The sequence below is a fragment of the Aquimarina litoralis genome, assembly GCF_019295435.1.
Taxonomy (GTDB): Bacteria; Bacteroidota; Bacteroidia; order Flavobacteriales; family Flavobacteriaceae; genus Aquimarina; species Aquimarina litoralis_A.
Genome location: NZ_WEKL01000020.1, coordinates 37,648 through 56,935, shown reverse-complemented (window position 1 = coordinate 56,935; position 19,288 = coordinate 37,648). Strand labels below are relative to the sequence as shown.

The following is a 19,288-nucleotide window of genomic DNA, read 5'->3' as shown; positions in this document are numbered from 1 at the left end:
TATGATTACAAAAGAGTTAGTAAAAACTATCGGTTAAGGTATCTAAACTTTAACCGATAGTCTACATTTTACTTTTTGATAAGTTTTAGAGTTCTATTCCCATCTTTAGGATTTACTATTGTTAGGAAATAAATTCCTTGTGGTAAACTTTGTATATCTATGATATGATTTTCGTTTAATTTTTGATTTACATAAGTAGCTCCTTTGATATCATAAATTCTGATGTTATGTTGTTTTTCTTGAGATAATCCTTGGATGAATACTTTACCTGTAGTTGGGTTAGGGAAAAGGTATACCTCTGGTTCTATAGGTTTGGTTGTAGTATCAGGATTAATACGATTAACAGCTCCTGTGGATAATACAATTTTATCCAGATTCCATTGCCATGTTGTATTGCTTGAAGCTTGTATTCTGATAGTATGAGTTCCTGAGGATAAAGTTACAGTTCCATCTACGAGGGATGTAAAGTTATCCCAAGCTCCATTAGAAGGTACATTAGAAGTAGCTGCAAGAGTTCCATCTACTAACAGTTGAATTTGTGCTCCACTGGAAGGCGTAGAGATCAAGTATTCGATATTATAAGTAGCAGCAGTAGTAACATTAATAGTATATTCAGCCCAGTCACCATTATTGACGTAGTTGATATTGGTAGGTGTTCTATTGACTCCTAAACCAGGTCCTCCGGCAAAAGCATCATCAAAAGTACCACCAGTTGTTATAAAATCTTCAGCTTCTATGATTAGTGAAGCATCAGGAGGCGTTGCTGAATTTCTGATAACTTCTATGCTGTTAGAAAGGTCAAAGTTTCCAGAAAGCCCAGATAGGTTAGCTCCACTGTTTAATCCGGTAATTCCGTTTTCATAACTTAAGTGATAGATGAAACAAGATCCATCTCCAGCTTCATCAAAGTTTACAGCTTCAGGAGTTGGAGGTAGTCCTAAAATATTTTCTTGGTCGTCGGTTACCACCCATTGCGAATTAGTTCCTGAATTTCCTGAAAGAGTAATTCCTGATACATTATCTGCAATTCCGTCACCCACTGTAAATACAAAAGGACCACCGGTTATGGTTCCTCCATCTACTTGTGTATTTCCTGTTATTCTAGTCAGTATAATTTTATCTAAGTTCCATTGCCAAGGATTGGATCCGGAAGCTACTACACGTACTGTATGTACACCAGCAGTTAGATTAGAGATCGTGCTGGATGATACTAATGCGTTGTAATCATCCCATTGTCCATTATTAGGTACATTATCTGTAGCTACTACAGTTCCATCAATAAGCAATTGGATTTGCGCATTATCAGAAGGTGTAGAGATTTCGTAAGCGATTCTGTAAGCACCAGGATTTCCGACGTTAATGGTGTATTCTGCATAATCTCCACTATTCACATAATTGATATTAGTAGCTGTAGCATTAACACCAAGACCAGGGCCACCAGCGGATGCATCATTAAAGGTACCACCAGTTGCGATAAAGTCTTCGGCTTCAATAATGATTTGATCTCCAGAAGGCGGTATAGAAGTATCATTAACAGTGATAGTACTAGTAGCTGTAAAATTACCATCTACGGTGGTAGCTGTTATAATTGCCGATCCCATTGTCAGTGCTGTGACAACACCACTAGTGGAAACAGAAGCAACAGAAGTATTGCTAGAAGACCAAGTTACTGTTTTATCGGTAGCATTGGATGGAGCAACAGTTGCTGTAAGTGTTGTGGTATCTCCTGGATCTAAGGATATAGTAGCCGGTGAAACAGCGACACCAGTTACTGAAATTGGATCGGGACTACCGGGACCTTCATCAGATCTTCCTGGTTTTTTGGTAAATTCCCATGTAAGTAAGTTTACAACGCAGACTTCTCCTACATGTTGGAAATCTATAACAATAGTATTATTTTGCCTGACTAAGTTAGCTGGAACAGGAATTTCTAAAGCTCCAAACCATCTACTTCTATTTTGTCTTCCACCTCTCCAGTCAATAGGGGTTTCTACTTCCACTCCATTAAAAACCAGTTTCTTTATAGATAAAAATCCATTCTCAACATCATCAGCTGCATCAAAAAGATTTGCTGTAATCTTTAACATTGCTTCTGTATTGTCAGGATTTTGAGGTACTTCAACCCCATTTACAAAAAATGTATTATCTCCACTTTGGATCTCTACTCTTTGATCATTACTAACTGAAGCTCCATAGAATTTTTTTTCAGTAGAGGACTCATTAATATTCACTTCATTTGCAAATGTATATTTTAAGACCATTGTTGCGTCTGCTCTAAGAGTAACTGTTGAAGGAATATCTGTAGTTGTATCGTCTGATAAAGTAACATCTCTAACTCCTTGTAAGAATAACTGTTTTATACGAACACTTTCTGCTTGATTATTAAAATCTTCAAAGAAGTTAAGGTTAATATTGGTATCCTCATCTTCAAGGTTGTTCAGAATAAGAAACACATCTTTCCCATCGATATAACAATCAACCTGTATATCAGGGTCAGAAGACATAGTATCAACCCTAGTTCCATCAACATCATCCCATAGTCGATACCATTTGATCATATCGCTCCATTCCCAGTTACCATCACCATCATCGTCTCTAAGCATTTTATAATGATATACAATTTCGGGAATACCATCTCCATTGTTATCTACATCTCTAAAAGTAGCTTTAGTTAATGTAAAAGGCATAGAAAGTTCTATATAATCAGGTCTTTCTAAAAACTGCATTAGCATGTTAGAAAATGGTTTTAGGTTTTCCCAATCATATCTTCTATCATGAGGTCTATCATCCCATGCATTTTGTACAGCCCCATACTCTGAAATAATTACAGGTTTACGTGTTCCAAACTTATTGATATCATAAGATTCTAACATTTCTAATGTTGCCTCAACATGACCTCCACTTCTAGTAGTACCTCCAGTAGCATCATAAGTCGGCCAGTCATAAAAGTGAACAGAATAAAAATCCATATTTGCACCAGCAATATCGATAAATCCTTTCCACATTACATCCCATTGGAACCAAGGTTGATTTCTATCTATAAAAAAAGAAGGCTTATCTACCTGACTTCTTGCGTAGGCCTTTGCAAGTTCATCTGCTGGAGTATTACCATAAAAGCCATTTACATAATCTACACTTTGAAAACGAGAAAATCCATCGCCATTAAATAGATCATGTAATCCCCAAGTCATTCCGCCAATTTTAGGTGCTCTACTACCTAATTTCTCTTTTACACCTACAGCAACTAGGTTATGATACTCAAAGATGTCTTCCCAACTAGACATCATAAATTGTCCTGTATTTAGAGGAAAATCTGGTTCATTAATAACCTCCCAATATTCAGGCATTACAATACCATCTTGACTGATATTATCTACAAAAAATTCGTCCATAAACTGAACCATCCATTCTGCAGAAGTCTCAATGTCTTGGGGGATCCATGTTTGGCCATTCTCTCTACCCCAATTAGAACCACATATTCCATTGTCAAAATAAGATAGTGTTGGATAGGTAGGATGAGGATTTGTTCCCATGATAGATGTGGTGTTTCCTTTGAAGGATGTAAGTCCACGGTCTTCCAATCTTCTTTGGTATTCTTCTTGCCAGAAATCTAATAATACACTTAAACTATCACGATCATGTTTGTTTGGTCTTTCTTCATCTACAGGAGTAAATTGAAAAAGAAAAGAGGACGTTCCATTATCTCGTCCTAAAGTAACATCTAATTCATTTAATAGTTCATCTACTCTGTTTATTTCGCCTTCATAGTCGGCTTCAAAAATGCTGGCATGGTTGGTTATATGCCTTTCCCTACCAAAATCGGAGATACCTCCGACTGAATGTTTAATGTTTAGATTTACGTCTACCTCGACGTTTTGAGCCCTATTTGCTATGGGAAATAGCATAAAAAGCCCCATTACAATAATGAAATTGATTTTTTTCATGATTAATAAGATTAAGTTTATAAAATGTATGTGTGGTTCGAAGGTGTTTTATCTTAGTTTGATTTGAATTTTGACAATAGTACCCTTAATAAAAGTGTATATACTTTTAAAAAAATGAGATAAATTGAATCAAGAACTAACCTATTGAAATACGGTATTGTATTCTATTTGTTAAATTTTTTAATCAGTCAATAGTGCATCGAAAGAGCTAACCTGTGAGCTGTTTTCGATGTAAAAAGAAAAATTAGAATTGTCTTGTAGAAATTGCTTTTTGGGCAATTAAAAAAGTAATACTACTGGGTGGTCTGGAAAGTAGTAGGCTCGTAAAAGTATTTTTTATAATGAAGTAAGGTGTTGGTCTTTAAGTTTAAGAGTTGAGTTCGTGTTTGGTTAATAATTACATAAAATCTAAGATAGATTTTAGTTAGTTGGTTCTAAAATGTGTTGTAATAAATGTTTGAAAAAGAGGTTGCTTAGTAGAGTAGTAATAAAAACAACCCCATTTTCAAACAGTTTAAAATTGGCTAATATAATTATGGTCTTAAGTCAACCTTGCTAACAAATAAATCATCGATATAAATTCTGATCGGCATATTATTAAATTCATTAAATCCTCTGATCAGAAATTGTTTATCCTCTGTTTCGGTTGCAGTTACTAAAACTGAACTATAGACCCATTGATTTGTAGGGAAATCAGCACTTATTTCAGGATTTGGTCCTAAAGCAAAATTAGTTGCAGGAGTCCAATAGATTCTAAGATCAGGGTTGTTAGATCCCGCAGGAGTATTTCCAACATTTTCTACATAAGACCAAATTCCAATTTCATATCCTTGTCCAGCTTCCAGTGGGAATGTTCCAGAAGTATGACCAATAATCATTCCTCCATTTGCTTGCATATCCACTACGCCACTTCTGGTTCCTGTTCTTGCTCTAGAAAAATCAATTGAGAAGTCATACAATTCCCAAATTCCACCCCAGAATTGATAAGGCCAATTATCATCATTTGTAGAATTTTCAAAACTGAAATCTACAGTTGTAGATTCTAAAATATTTTCTCCTTGTTCAAAGGAATCCATAGGAATATCCATAAAACTATCAGACTGAACACCATCTGTAGTAAATAAAGATCCAGCAGTGTATGAAACGGTTACTGTATCATCAATATAGATTTGGTCTCCGCTCAATGAAATTAATAGAACATTCCTTTCGGAAGGGTCAAGTCTAATACTTTGTATGGTAGCTGGAATAGAAGTTCCGTCGTTATCTATAGTTAACGAGAATTGATCGCTTACAATAGTAGATTCCTCCATTTCTCGGCTAAATTCCAATGCCAGAGTCCCGTCTCTTTTCCCTTGAACTCTGTCTAATGTTACTGGGTCTGTTGATGGAACTACTGTTACTAAGTTTGAAAAAGAAGCAATTGCCTCTCCAAAAGGTCTGTTCGTATTTGCTTCTACATTAATACCATAAGTTCCTAAGCGTTTGTAGGTAACATCTACTTGATTGATTCCCGTAGCTGTTTCAGGATCTCCTCCATCTAATGTCCAATCTATATTTTGAGGTTCTCCTTCAAGATCAAAAGTATAGCGAACAGCTCTACTTGCGATTACTTCGTTTTCAGCATCATCACTCATTGTTAAAGCGCCTCCTAATGTACCATCAGGATTAATATAATTTGCTCTTAGATTTACTACAATTGGTTCAATTACTCTTACCACAATAGTAGTGTCTAATTCTCGTCCTCTAAGCACACCGTTAACGAAAGCTTCTTCTTCAAAAACTTGATTTAAAGTTACATTGTGCTCACCAACTTGAGTAAAAGTTGCTTTTACAACATCGCTATTTGATTCTGTAATATTTGTAACACCTTCTGGAAATGTCCATGTTCTTGAAACAACTCCAGTAGAGACGTCGCCAAATGTAAGGTCCGTATTTAGTCTAATTTGATTACCTTGACTTTGTTCTGAGGTGAAAATTACTCTCTGACTAGGTACATCCGTATCAACATCGTCATTTTGACAGCTAATAATGGTGATAACTCCCATTATTAACATTGTCATAAATTTTAATAACTTCTTCATATTTGCAAAATTTTAATTACCAATTTGATCATTTGTTTGTAATTCCAATGCTGGAATTGGAAAGTAATCATGTATTGCGGAGTTGTAGTTTTGACTTGCTTGACCAAAATCGGGTCTAACTTTTTCTCTTATGAATAAAGGAGCAACTCCAGCCCCACTACCAGGCACATTAGGGTCAACAATAACATCGAGAATTCCAGTCTGATTTTGAATTCTCCAAGTTTCATCTTGTAGTAGTTCATTTAACACATCTCCTGCAATACCCCACCTTACTAAATCTTTCCATCGGTGTCCTTCGAAGCATAACTCTAATGGTCTTTCTACACGTCTTAAGTGTGTCATTACAGTTTCAGCAGAAGGTGCTACAAAAGGTTGAGCTCCATTAACCTCTTCACTAATATGAAACTGTGGAAATCCTCCGTTATCAGTTATATACTGACTTAATGTAATCACTCCAGCTCTTCTTCTTACTCTATCTATAAATTCTATAGCCATGTCGAAATCATTACTTGCTTCTAGGACAGCTTCTGCATACATCAAATACACATCGGCTAAACGAATATGTCTGAAATTAATTTCTGATCTATCATTTCCATCCTCGTTTTCCAAATGATACCAATTAGAATACTTTTTAGTGTATGAACTTTGCCCAAATACCCAACCAGGCCTATCGTTTATAGGTAATCCGTAATACAAACCATCCCCATTAACCGGAACGATACTAGCGCCCATTCTTTTAGATTGTGTATTTCCATCATTAATGGGATTATTAGGATCAATTTCATCTCTTACAAAAAGCTCATGAAGATAGTAGGTAGGTAATACAACGTTGAAGGCACCAAATTGAAGTTGTCCCATAGATCTAGCAATTCCACTTGCTTCTGCTCCTGTTTCGAAAGTATTATTATCTACAATATTACCATTAGCGCCAGGATTGAATTCAGTAGAGTATGGAGTTTCTAGAATAGATTCCGTATTGAACTCCGTTAAGTGCGAAAAATTATCTAAGTTATTAGGAGCTAAGCTGTAAAGATTGGAATCTATTACTTCTCTGAACTCATTAGCTGCTTGTTCCCACTGTTCTGAGTATAAATACGTTTTTCCTAATAGTGCAGTAGCTGCACCCCATGTGATTCTTCCTAGTTCTGCAGACGGCCATGTTTCAGGAAGGTTTTCTTTGGCAAAAATAAGATCTGGAATAATTACCTGATTGGTTACTTCTTCAATTGAACTTAATGGAGCATTGATTTCATCTCCTACAGGGACAATGGTTCTAATAACAGCACCACCATAGGTATGTGCCACTTGGAAATGGTAAAATGCTCTAAGAAATCTAGCCTGTGCTTCAATAGCTACCGCTTCTTCAGGATCGTCAAAAACATCCATGTTAATTGGGAGCTGCTCTAATACCTGATTAGCTCTAAAGATTCCAATATAAAGTTGGTTCCATTTATCAACAACTTGCTCACTTGCATCACCAAAACTTAATGTGGCAAATTCTATTTGTCTATAAAAGTCTTCGGTACCAGCTTCATCTCCTAAAAGCATTTCAAATGCGAGACCGGATCCACTTACACCTTGAAACTGAAGAGCGCCATATACTGTATTTAATGCAGCGTTAAAATCGCTGGAGGTTCTCCAAAAGGTCTCTTCGGTTACAGCATTTGAATTTTCTACATCCAAGTCACAACCCGATAGCATAAGGATACTAAAGATTAGTGTGATGTAGGTATTTAATTTATGTTTCATTTTCATAATAAATTGTATAAGTATTTTTTAAAAACCAAGTTGAACACCAAACAAAATTCTTCTGGAAACTGGGTAGGTTAATTGATCTACTCCTCTTGTAAAGATTCCGTCTCCACCAATCTCAGGATCAAAACCAGTGTATTCAGTAAATGTGAATGGATTTTGTGCCGTTCCATATATTCTGAATTTCGAAAAGAAATTTGGTAATGCCTCATTAGGGATAGTGTATCCTATGGTTATATTTCGTATTCTCCAATATGATCCGTCTTCAAGGAAAAAATCTGATCTAGGTCGGGTACTATCTGTTATTAAACCTGCTCTTCTTGCTGGAATATTTGAAGTTGGATTTTGTGGGGTCCATTGATTAAATTGTTCTTCATGTCTGCCATAAACATAAGCGGCCAAACGTGCTCCGTTATATACTTCTGCACCATAAGAAAAGTAATTCTGAAGGAAAAAATCAAAACCTTTATACTCAAGATTTAAGTTTAAACCTGCTTCAAATTCGGCTTGTCCAGAACCTGAATACACTCTATCATCATCATTAATTGTTCCATCTCCTGTGTCAGGAATTCCATCACCATTAGTATCTACAGTAGGTTGGTCTATATAAGCAATATCACCAAGTCTTGCATCTGGAACTATTTGCTGATAGGCCTGTAATTCTTCTGGAGTTTGAATTACACCTTCATTTTGAAGTAAGAAAAATGCACCAGCTTCGAATCCTTCAACCAAAAATGTAGTGTTATCCGCATTTGCTATAGTTGCAAGTGGAACTCCTCCTGTGAAACTACCTCTTCCATTTCCATTAAGATCAGTAATTTCGTTGACATTTCTAGTGAAAGTAGCACCAACATTCCATTTTAATCCATAAGCCGTTTGATCTTTATAAGATAAAGAAAGTTCAAGACCTTGATTTGTAAGGTTACCTGCATTAATAACAATACTTCTAAACGTATTGTCTCTAGGGACATTGGTTCCTGAAGAAGGAGGTAATATTTGTTCTAAAAGAAGATCTTTACGATCATTAAAATAGTAATCTGCTGTAAAGCTCAGTTTATTGCTAAACATTGATATATCTAAACCAATATTTCTGGATATTTTGGTTTCCCATTGTATATCTGGATCGACAAAACGTCTTCCTATCTGCCCAAAGGCTAAGTTTTCTGCTTCTCCGAAAATAAAATTTACTCCTGATTCTATAGTAGGTATAAATGGTGTTGGATTATTACCAGCGACTGTTTGATTTCCTACTTCAGCAATACTTCCTCTTAACTTAAAATTATTTATGAAATCAAGATTTGCATTTTTAAAGAAAGGTTCTTCACTAATGTTCCAACCAGCCGATACACCGTAGAATGTTTTGAACCTGTTGTCTTCAGCAAAATTTGAAGATCCATCTCTTCTAACGCTTGCAGATAGGAGGTATCTGTCATCAAAATTATATTGAACTCTACCTAATAACCCACTTAATTTATTGGTGGTATCGAATCCATTAGGGTTAATAGGTTCTTGTCCCTGATCAAATACATCAGTATCGTTACTAGCTAAACCAATTACTCCTGTGTTTACTGTTTTAGAATCAAATTGTTCATAAGAAGCTAATGCTAATAATTTCAAATTATGATTACCAAAATCCACATTGTAGTTAAGAGAGTTCTCTATAGTATTTCTTTGGTTAAAAATAAAACTCTCTTGTAGAATAGCATCTTCACGGGATGCACCTGGTACAAAATTTCCTTGATTATTGAAAAGAAGATACTGAGGTTGTAAAAATTTCCTTCTAAAATTCCATGTATTTCTACCTAAATTAACTTTATAAGTTAATCCTTGGAGAATTTCATAGTCCAAACTAAAAGCAACGTTGGAACTTCTGATACGTCTTTCATCTTCATTATTGATAAGTCTTGTTAAAAAACTTAATAATTCTGGTTGTCCAGTTCCAACTCCTAATTGAACTACTCCGTTAACAGGTTGCACATCTGCAATTGGAGGTTGAAAAGGCTTTTGAGCAACTGCTAATTCCAATAAAGCAAAAGGTTCTTGCTCTCTAAGCTCATCTGTGATACCAATACTGGTAAAGATCTTTAACCTCTCCTTAGTATACTGTCCAGTAATTCTTGTAGTTAATCTGTTAAAACCAGAATTAATTAGGACACCTTCTTGGTCAAAATAGGAACCATTAATGTTTAAAGATAAATCTCCCACACCTCCTGATATATTTAGATTATGATTTTGTATCAATGCGTTATCATTTTGAACATCTCCCACAAAATCACTATCAAAATCAAGTGCATTTGGATTTAAAAAGAATGTATTGTTAACGGTTCCATCAGCATCATTTACTGCCTGATCAGAAAAAAGTTGTTGATTCGTATTCATTAAAGGTACACCAGAGGTAATATTCTGAACAGCTAAGTATGTTGAATAATCAACTTTTAATTGTCCTTGTTTACCTTTTTTGGTAGTGATAAGAATAACTCCATTAGCGGCTCTCACCCCATAGACTGCGGCAGAAGCACCATCTTTTAGAATATCAATAGATTCTATCTGTTCTGGAGCTATATTTGGATTCCCTTGAAATGGTATTCCATCTACTACAAAGAGTGGATCTAATGAACCAGGACTTAAAGAACCAACACCTCTAATTTGTATATTAGCTTCTTCTCCAGGTCTACCATTACTAGCCTGAATATTAACACCGGCAATTTGTCCTTGTAACGATTCTGCGACATCAGAAACAGGAGCTTTAGAAATAATTTCTGCGCTTACGTTATTTACGGCTCCAGTAACTTCAATTTTTCTTTGCGTTCCATAACCAATCACAACCACTTGTTCTAGTTCTTGACTGTCTTGTGCTAAAACAATATTAATTGTTGTATTATCACCTATAGTTACAGATTGGTTAGTAAAACCAAGTGAGGAAAATAATAATACTTCTCCTTTAGAAGCTTTAACGACATAATTTCCATCAAAATCTGAAACGGCACCTCTATTGGTTCCTTCTACAATAACATTTACACCTAAAAGAGGTAAACCAGTGTCATCCGTAATTTGTCCAGTGATATCCATTCTATCTTGTGCTTTTGTACTGACGAAACTTAGCATCAAAATACAGATCAGTAACCAATGATATTTTTTGGTCATACTTGTTTTGTTGTTTTTCATAAATAATAAAAGAAACTTAGTAAAATTTAATACTCATTAATGATTTCTCATTTTTTTGAACTCAATTCATTGAAATGATCAAAACAAACATATTAATCTTAAGGTTTTATTAAAAAAAAAGGAACTAGACAAAAAATAGACGAATGAGTTTTTATAAAAGAAAATGTTAAATATTTACTTAGTTGAAATAAAAATAGTAGTTATTATTTTCATTTTGATAAAGATGTATATTCGCTATTATTAATTCCTGTTTTTAGTAAACAAAATCAATTCAGAACTTAGATTATTCCTGATTTTCAAAGTTTTTTAACTCTTAAAGTTTTAGCAACAATTATATAACAAATAGTTTATAAAAAGTCTTGCTTTTTGAAACGTTTTCTTAAGAGAAAAGTACTTTCCTTAAAAGTAGTAAAGAAAAGCGGTAATATTTTCATTGGTAGAGTTGAAAACTGATCAATTTGCATTTAATTTTCTCAATATTATTGTTTAGTTCAGTTTTAGTCTAGTCACAGATTTATCTTATCATTTTATTAAATATTAATTTTAGATCTTTAAAAATTAAGATCATGAAAAAAGTTACGTTAATTTATTTTTTATTTGTTATTTCTTTAGGTTTTTCACAAAGCATTACATGGAACAATCCGGTTAATTCAGTAGCTCCAGGCCAAACTATCAATATGGATGTTTCCTATGATGCAGGCTCAGAAGACTTTTTCTATGTTAGTATTATATTAAGAGAAGTAGATGCTTCCTTTAATATTGTTAACGATTACAATCAGATATTTCCTATTGATGAAAATTCTGGTCAGCAACCAAACGCTCAAAATAATGTAACTTTTGATTATACTATTGATGCTAATGCTCCAAATTCAACTAGCTTGCCATCAGGAAATCAATACCTATTAATAATATTCATGTCCTATAATAATGATGGGGGTTTTGTTAATGATAATACTTCGATCACATTAGATTCTACATTATCAGTTAGTTCATTTGACAGTCAGGAAAGGTTCACAGGTTTTTATCCAAATCCTGTGAATGATGTTTTATATTTTAATAATGATGTAGTTTCTGATCAATATAGAATACTAGATTTCACAGGACGAGTTGTGAAAACAGCAAAAAATACGGCTTCTTTAAATGTCCAGGAGTTAACAGCGGGAACTTACTTTATAGAGACTGAAAAAGGCGTTGGGAAATTTGTAAAAATCTAATTTAGAGTTATTAGTTTTTATTGTTTAGTATGATTAGGCGTTTTTTAATACCTAATCATACTTCTTTTAAATAACATTCTTTTGTAGAGACTAAGACAAACTAATATAGGTCATATCTCGATTGACAATTTATTAAAACATAGCCTTAGTCATAAATAAAATGAATGCTTCGGTAAATGTGGCAATGAAATATATGCGGTTATATCTATTAATTGGAAATAAATTTATTGGATAATATCTAAGTCCTGTAATAATGATTTCAGAATAAGAAATAGCTATGAAATTACAGCTCGATTATTTATTGAATGTATAAACAAATAAATTGAATTGAGTCAGATTAAAAAGTTGAATTAATAAAAAAGAAAAAGAAAATGTTTAAAAAATTGTATTTGAATATGAACCTACGAATTGTACCAATAGTTGCTTTAGCCTTGGTGTTGTCTGATTGTTCAGATGAAGATTCGAAACCAGATATTGATTCTGTAGATAGTGAGCCTGTTGCAGTGAATGACGTCCTTACAGTTGAAGAGGATAGTGGATCGGGAGAAGCAAATAGAATCAATGTCGCTTCAAATGATATTATTGGAGAGAATGGTGGAGATGGAGATGATTATATTGTATCCACAGAACCATTGAATGGTACTCTTAGCGAGATAAGTGATGGTGTATTCGAATATATCCCTAATTATAATTATGATGGAACCGATCGATTTACATATATCGTTACAGATGCAGATGGAGATGAGGCGACAGCTAATGTAAACATAACTGTAAATCCCTTTGTGCCAACAGCAGATGATTTTAATAATATAGATCCTGATTTACCATCTTTTGTATCTATTGACGATACTACACCTCTTGATAAAAAGTGGGTGAAAATGGAAGCAATGTCTGATGAATTTGATGTTTGGGATGCTAATAAATGGTTCAAGTCTACTTGGAATTATGGCGTTCCAGTTTTTATGTCCAATTCTAATGAAAACTCTGGTGTTGCGAATGGTAATTTATGGATAAAAGCAACTCTAAATGAATCCAACCCAGAACAAAGATGGTTTCAAACAGCTAGAATCCATTCTAGAGAAAGAGCAAGCTATCCAATGTATACAGAGGCTAGAATTAAAACAGCACATATTTCTGCTTACAATACCTATTGGTTAAATAATGGTGATATTTCCAATAGAGATGAAATAGATATCATTGAAAACAATTCTAAACCTTCTTGTAATTGTCAGCCAGACTTCCCAACAACAATGAACTCTCAGTATTTTCATGCCGATTCGAATTTAAACCCTGTTACAATTAGGAATAAAGGTAATTATAGTAACAATAATTTATCTGATAAAAATCCACTAAAAGGTATACAATGGAATGAAGAATATCATGTAGTTGGAGTTTGGTGGAAGGATAATAAAAATATTCAGTTTTATCTGGATGGCGAGCCTGCAGGAAGTGTAGTAGTTGGAAATCACGAGACGGGAGAAAATTTTCCCAATAGAGTTTTTACTAGAGATTTGGAGATTATTTTCGATTTGTGGACTAATGAAGCTAATTGGTTGGGAGGACTTCCTCCAAAATCAGATTTAGGGAATGATGCTATAAATACGATGAGAATTGACTGGGTAAGAACATGGAAATTAGAAGATAAATAAACTATTTAATACTGTTTAAAATATTAAAAAATTGCTTTTAAAACCCTACAGAATTTATAGAACTAAAAGCTTAACGTTATGAAAATGAAAATATTAACCTTGTTACTTTGTGGAGCCTTTATCTCTCTAAAATCATGCTCCAGTAGTGATGATACGGGAACTCCAATAACTATTACAGATCCAGACCCTGATATTGTAATAACCGATCCAGATGATCAAGGATTTGATTGGGATGGGATTGATGTACCAGTACAAGCAGGAGAAGGTAATTTTTGGAAATTAAATCAGGAAGCATCCGATGATTTTAATTACAATTTTGCTGCTACTCCAAGTGCAGCAACTTTTGGAGGAAAATGGACTAATTTTTATCACAATGATTGGGAAGGTCCTGGACCAACAAAATGGGTGAGAGAAAATGTCTCTGTTGCAGATGGTGATCTACAAATTAAGGCAACTAGGTTAAATGGAGAAACGAAATCTTTTGAAGTAGATTGTGATATCGATGGTGTAGCCGAAACTTGGACTTTACCTACAACACGAGCAGGTTGTATAACCTCTACAACAAGAGTAAAATACCCAGTTTTTGTAGAAGCTAGAGTAAGAGTTGCTGATGCAGTTACAGCTTCTGATGTATGGTTGTTAAGTCCCGATGATACACAGGAAATCGATATTATCGAGGCTTATGGCGGAACTGGAGAAGATGATAGGAATTTATGGTTAGCAGAACGAATACACCTTAGTCATCATACTTTTATTAGAAACCCTTTTCAGGATTACCAACCAAGAGATGCGGGAAGTTGGTGGAGAAAGAATGGAGTCAATCAATGGGGTGGTCAATGGGTGCGTATTGGAGTATATTGGAGAGACCCAAAACATCTAGAATATTATATTGATGGAGAAAAAGTGAGAGTGCTTTCTGATAATGCATTTGCAAGTAGAGATGTTAATGGTAATTGGTTATATACATATCCACAACCAGTAAACAATGGAGCATTACCAACTGCAGCAAATGGATTTCAAGCGGTTAATCAAGCGAGTAGCTTGGAACAGGCACAAAACAATTCTTCTACTAGTGTTATAGACCCTCTTAATTACCTAAATAATGGGATGAATTTGGATAAAGAAATGGATATTATCATTAATGTCGAGGATCAAAATTGGAATGCTTGTAATGGACGTACTCCTTCTAATTCAGAGATCCAAAATGAGGATAACCATACCTTTAAAGTAGATTGGATTCGCATATATGAGCCTAAAGAAGTTAATTGATTTAGATTAGATTTTTGTTTTAAGTAAGTGAGAAAAGATGAAAGCTTAGTGTGGCTCAATACTTTTATGTATTAACTAAGCTTCACTTTTCGAGCTTACTAACAGTAATCAAGGGAAGTGCTTTATTAAAAAAGGAATCCTGAAAATTCTATTTTAAAACTTTTTTTCTACTATTTTATCCTTTGAATATAAAATTTTGATCCGTCTCCTTTTCATAATCAAACTCATATAAATAGGCTCCTTTTTTGGAACTAGATTTATCTTTAATCTCGGTTTTCTTCAAAAAATTTAACGACAATAACTTTTTTCTAAAGTTTCGAGAATCAAGTTTTTTCTGGAAAATCTGTTCATATAGTGTTTGAATTTGTGGTAAAGTAAAGTACTTGGGGAGTAACTCAAAACCAATTGGAGAAAATCGTGCTTTTTCCCTTAATTTTTCCAAAGCATCTTTTACCATTTGATTGTGATCTAATACGAGCTCTGGTAATTCATCTAGAGAATACCAAAATGCCCCATGTTTATTTACTAGTTCTTTATTATTGTCATCAATTCGGATGAGTGCGTATTGGGCGATGGAAATACAGCGCGCTCCTGGATCTCTATCTACTTCTGAGTAGGTTTTTAGCTCGTCCATAAAAATGTTTTCTAAACCCGTAATGTCTTTTAGGATTCTCATGCCAGCCTGATTGGAGTTTTCATTTCTTCTAACAAAACTTCCAATCAAAGACCATGAACCTTTTAAAGGTTGTATTTCGCGCTTAAAAACAAGTAGCTTTAAAATTTCCTTGTCAAATCCAAAGATGATACAGTCTACAGCAACCAATAGCTGCTCCTTATTTTCATACCAACTATTTTGCTGATTTTTGGCAAACTCCATAAAATATTCTTTAAAAAATAATAAATGTAATAATTACATTTATTATTTTTGTGATAAACAAAGATTAATAATGAACAAAGAAAATACTTTTATTCCAGAGCTCATAGTATCTTCTCCAGGCAGAATAAATTTTATGGGTGGTCATACGGACTACAATAACGGTTTTGTCCTTCCCACTGCTATTGATAAAAAGATACGTTTTGAGTTTAAAAAAAATGGAACAGCAGATAAATGTAATTTCTATAGTAGAAACTATGATAAATCATTATTAGTGGACCTAAATAATATTTCACCTAGTAAAGAGAATTGGGAAAATTATATTTTAGGAGTATTACATCAACTTCTAAAAAGATCGGATAAAATCAAAGGTTTTGACTGTTTTTTTTCTAGTGAATTAGCCATAGGTTCTGGATTAAGTTCATCTGCTGCTTTAGAATGTGGCCTCGCCTATGGAGTGAATTCATTATTTGAATTAGGACTTTCTAAGAAAGATATCACTGTTTTAAGTCGAGATGCTGAACATGAATATGTGGGTACTAAATGCGGAATCATGGATCAGTATGCCTCTGTTTTTAGTGAAACAAATATGATTTTATTTCTTGATTGTCAGTCTTTGGAACATAGCCTAATTCCAATTGATCTTGTGAATTATAAGATATTAATTCTCAATACCAATGTAGAGCATAATCTTTCCACGAGTGAGTATAACGTGAGACGACAACAATGTGAAGAGGGTGTTGCCGCTATTAAGAAAAGACATTCAAATGTTTTGTCTCTTAGAGATGTTAATTTGAATATGTTGAATGAAATTAAAGAAGAAGTAAGTCCCACAGTTTTCAAAAGATGTCAATACATTATCGAAGAAAATAAAAGAGTTTTAGAAGCTGCTAAGTTTCTTAAAAATAACAAACTAAATGAGTTTGGAGATCTTTTATATCAATGTCATGATGGAATTCGACGTAAGTATGAAGTTAGTTGTAGTGAATTAGATTTTTTAGTGGATTTCTCCAAAGAAAAGGAATATGTGATTGGATCCAGAATGATGGGTGGTGGTTTTGGAGGATGTACAGTAAATATAGTTCATAAAGATTACATAGATAATTATACAGATGAAGTGAGCAAAGCATATAAAGAACAGTTTAATATCAGTTTAGATGCTTTTCAAGTAATGCCTAGCAAGGGAACAAGTATTGAATTTACCGAGTCTAAAGTATTATAGTAAGTTAAAAAAGATATCAAATGATTAATGAAAATCCTCATAGAAGATATAATATATTAACAGGAGAATGGGTTTTAGTATCTCCACATCGTACCAAAAGACCATGGCAAGGAAAAGAAGAAAAGCAATCCATTGATCAGAGGCCTTCATATGATCCTAATTGTTATTTATGCCCTGGAAATACTAGAGCAAGTGGAGCTATAAATCCCCAATATGAGGGTCCTTATAGTTTTGTGAATGATTTTTCTGCTTTATTATCGGAAACGCCAAAAGAGATTTTTTCTGATGGACTTCTAAAAGCGCAGTCCGAGCGAGGTATATGTAAAGTGGTTTGCTTTTCTCCTGATCATTCCTTGACTTTACCTATAATGAAAGAAGAAGAAATTCAGAATGTAATTAAGTTATGGAAAAGAGAATATGAGGAATTAAGTAGAATATCATACATTAATCATGTTCAGATATTTGAAAATAAAGGAGACATCATGGGATGTAGTAATCCGCATCCTCATGGACAAATATGGGCTCAAGAATCTATTCCTCTAGAAGTTTCTAAGAAAACAAGTCAAATGAAAAAGTACTGGCTAGACACAAATCAAAGTTTGTTAGAAGCCTACTTAAAACAAGAATTAGAAGCTGATGAGAGAATAATTTTGGAAAATGATCATTTTGTTTCTCTAGTTCCGTATTGGGCAATTTGGCCTTATGAGGCTATGATATTACCAAAGCAACATAAGCGAAGCCTTAAAGAGTTAAATGAGGAAGAGATAGCTTCTTTTGCACAAATACTACGGGACTTGACGATTCGATATGATAATCTGTTCAATTGTAGTTTTCCATATTCAGCTGGAATTCATCAAGCTCCAACAGATGGAAATCTTCACGAAGAATGGCATTTTCATATGTCTTTTTATCCTCCTTTATTAAGATCAGCAACTGTAAAGAAATTTATGGTGGGTTATGAAATGTTTGCTGATCCACAACGCGATATCACTGCAGAACAAGCAGCAGAAACTTTAAAATCATTATCTACAGTACATTATGCTGTTCAATGATTATCTTTTGTTTAATGGTCAATAAATAGTAGAATATGAGCAATCAAATGATGACATTAAAAAAACTAGCCGAATTATCTAATTTTTCGGTTTCTACTGTGTCAAAAGCGTTGGCTGATAATCCTGAAATTAGTACTAAGACCAAGAACAAAATTAAAAAGCTTGCGGATTTTTATAACTATAAACCTAATATAACTGCTAAAAACTTAAAAGAAAGAAAGACTAGAACTATTGGTGTGATCATACCTAATATTTTGGCACATTTCTTTGCTAAAGTTTTATCTGGGATTGAAAAAGAAGCAACCGAAAAAGGATATAATATCATCACCTGTATCTCTGATGAATCCTTTGAAAAAGAGGTAAAAAGCGTTGAAATGTTAGCAAATGGAAGTGTGGATGGATTTATCATATCTATATCTAAAGAGACCTTCTTGAAAGAGAATTTTAAACATTTTCAAAAAGCAATAGATAAAGGACTCCCAATTTCTATGTTTGATAGAGTAACAGAGAAAGTTTATTGTGATAAAGTTGTCATTAATGATTTTGAATCTTCGTATTTAGCAACAGAGAAATTAATTAAATGTGGTTGTGAAAATATTGTTTTTGTAACTCCTATTCATGATACGAGTGTTGGCTCGGATAGAGTTAGAGGGTATGAAAAAGCATTGGAAAATGGATTAAAAAAGAAAGAAGAATCCAAGGTTTTAATTATAGATGATTATCAAGAATTCACTCATAACTTCACTAAGTTTTTAAAAGAAAATAAAGTAGATGGAATTGTCGCTGCCGATGAACTTTCGGGAATTTACACGATGAATTTAGTAATTGGAGCTGGTTTGAAAGTTCCCGAAGATATCTCTGTTATTGGTTTTACCGATGGAATTCTAGCAGGAAATAGTAATCCACCTTTAACCACTATAGATCAAAGAGCCTTAGAGTTAGGTAAAATAGCTGCGTGTAATATCATTAATAGATTAGAGGATAACCAAAAGGAAACTATCCAATACGAAACAACGGTACTGGAAACATATCTCATTGAAAGAGGGTCAACAGATTTTAAATAGAA

Annotated in this window: 11 protein-coding genes; 6 read left to right on the top strand and 5 right to left on the bottom strand. The window is 33.8% G+C overall.

Annotation, left to right across the window (positions count from 1 at the left end; translation table 11 throughout):
- Window positions 1-68 precede the first annotated feature (68 nt).
- The 4 genes from GBO31_RS12185 to GBO31_RS12170 all read right to left on the bottom strand — a co-directional run bounded on the left by GBO31_RS12185 (window position 69) and on the right by GBO31_RS12170 (window position 10,942).
- Window positions 69-3,944, bottom strand: coding sequence for a carbohydrate-binding protein (locus tag GBO31_RS12185; RefSeq protein ID WP_219008623.1), 3,876 nt, complete (start codon window positions 3,942-3,944; stop codon window positions 69-71).
- 533 nt (window positions 3,945-4,477) lie between these two features.
- Complete coding sequence (locus tag GBO31_RS12180; protein ID WP_219008622.1) at window positions 4,478-6,025, bottom strand: PKD domain-containing protein; 1,548 nt, start codon at window positions 6,023-6,025, stop codon at window positions 4,478-4,480.
- A gap of 12 nt (window positions 6,026-6,037) precedes the next feature.
- The gene (locus tag GBO31_RS12175) at window positions 6,038-7,774 is read right to left on the bottom strand and encodes a RagB/SusD family nutrient uptake outer membrane protein (protein ID WP_246615856.1); all 1,737 of its coding nucleotides are present in this window, start codon (window positions 7,772-7,774) and stop codon (window positions 6,038-6,040) included.
- A 27-nt stretch (window positions 7,775-7,801) separates the two neighbouring features.
- Window positions 7,802-10,942 carry a SusC/RagA family TonB-linked outer membrane protein gene (locus GBO31_RS12170; protein WP_219008620.1) on the bottom strand — a complete coding sequence of 1,047 codons (3,141 nt, stop codon included), beginning with the start codon at window positions 10,940-10,942 and terminating at the stop codon, window positions 7,802-7,804.
- 566 nt (window positions 10,943-11,508) lie between these two features.
- Between GBO31_RS12170 and GBO31_RS12165 the strand changes: the two genes are divergently transcribed.
- From GBO31_RS12165 to GBO31_RS12155, 3 genes are all read left to right on the top strand, one after another.
- Window positions 11,509-12,156, top strand: a complete 648-nt coding sequence (locus GBO31_RS12165) for a T9SS type A sorting domain-containing protein (protein ID WP_219008619.1) — start codon at window positions 11,509-11,511, stop codon at window positions 12,154-12,156.
- A gap of 395 nt (window positions 12,157-12,551) precedes the next feature.
- A complete protein-coding gene (locus GBO31_RS12160) occupies window positions 12,552-13,805 on the top strand; it encodes an Ig-like domain-containing protein (RefSeq protein ID WP_219008618.1) in 1,254 nt (417 codons plus the stop codon).
- A 78-nt stretch (window positions 13,806-13,883) separates the two neighbouring features.
- Window positions 13,884-15,074 carry a family 16 glycosylhydrolase gene (locus tag GBO31_RS12155; protein ID WP_219008617.1) on the top strand — a complete coding sequence of 397 codons (1,191 nt, stop codon included), beginning with the start codon at window positions 13,884-13,886 and terminating at the stop codon, window positions 15,072-15,074.
- 175 nt (window positions 15,075-15,249) lie between these two features.
- Here GBO31_RS12155 and GBO31_RS12150 read toward each other — a convergent pair whose 3' ends face one another.
- Window positions 15,250-15,951, bottom strand: a complete 702-nt coding sequence (locus GBO31_RS12150; protein ID WP_219008616.1) for an NUDIX hydrolase — start codon at window positions 15,949-15,951, stop codon at window positions 15,250-15,252.
- Between the two features lie 70 nt (window positions 15,952-16,021).
- Here GBO31_RS12150 and galK point away from each other — a divergent pair, with 70 nt between their 5' ends.
- The 3 genes from galK to GBO31_RS12135 are packed head-to-tail and all read left to right on the top strand — an operon-like array spanning window position 16,022 to window position 19,286.
- Window positions 16,022-17,170 carry a galactokinase gene (gene galK, locus GBO31_RS12145; RefSeq protein WP_219008615.1) on the top strand — a complete coding sequence of 383 codons (1,149 nt, stop codon included), beginning with the start codon at window positions 16,022-16,024 and terminating at the stop codon, window positions 17,168-17,170.
- A gap of 20 nt (window positions 17,171-17,190) precedes the next feature.
- The gene (locus tag GBO31_RS12140) at window positions 17,191-18,222 is read left to right on the top strand and encodes a UDP-glucose--hexose-1-phosphate uridylyltransferase (protein ID WP_219008614.1); all 1,032 of its coding nucleotides are present in this window, start codon (window positions 17,191-17,193) and stop codon (window positions 18,220-18,222) included.
- Between the two features lie 35 nt (window positions 18,223-18,257).
- Window positions 18,258-19,286, top strand: coding sequence for a LacI family DNA-binding transcriptional regulator (locus GBO31_RS12135; protein WP_246615855.1), 1,029 nt, complete (start codon window positions 18,258-18,260; stop codon window positions 19,284-19,286).
- Window positions 19,287-19,288: the final 2 nt, after the last annotated feature.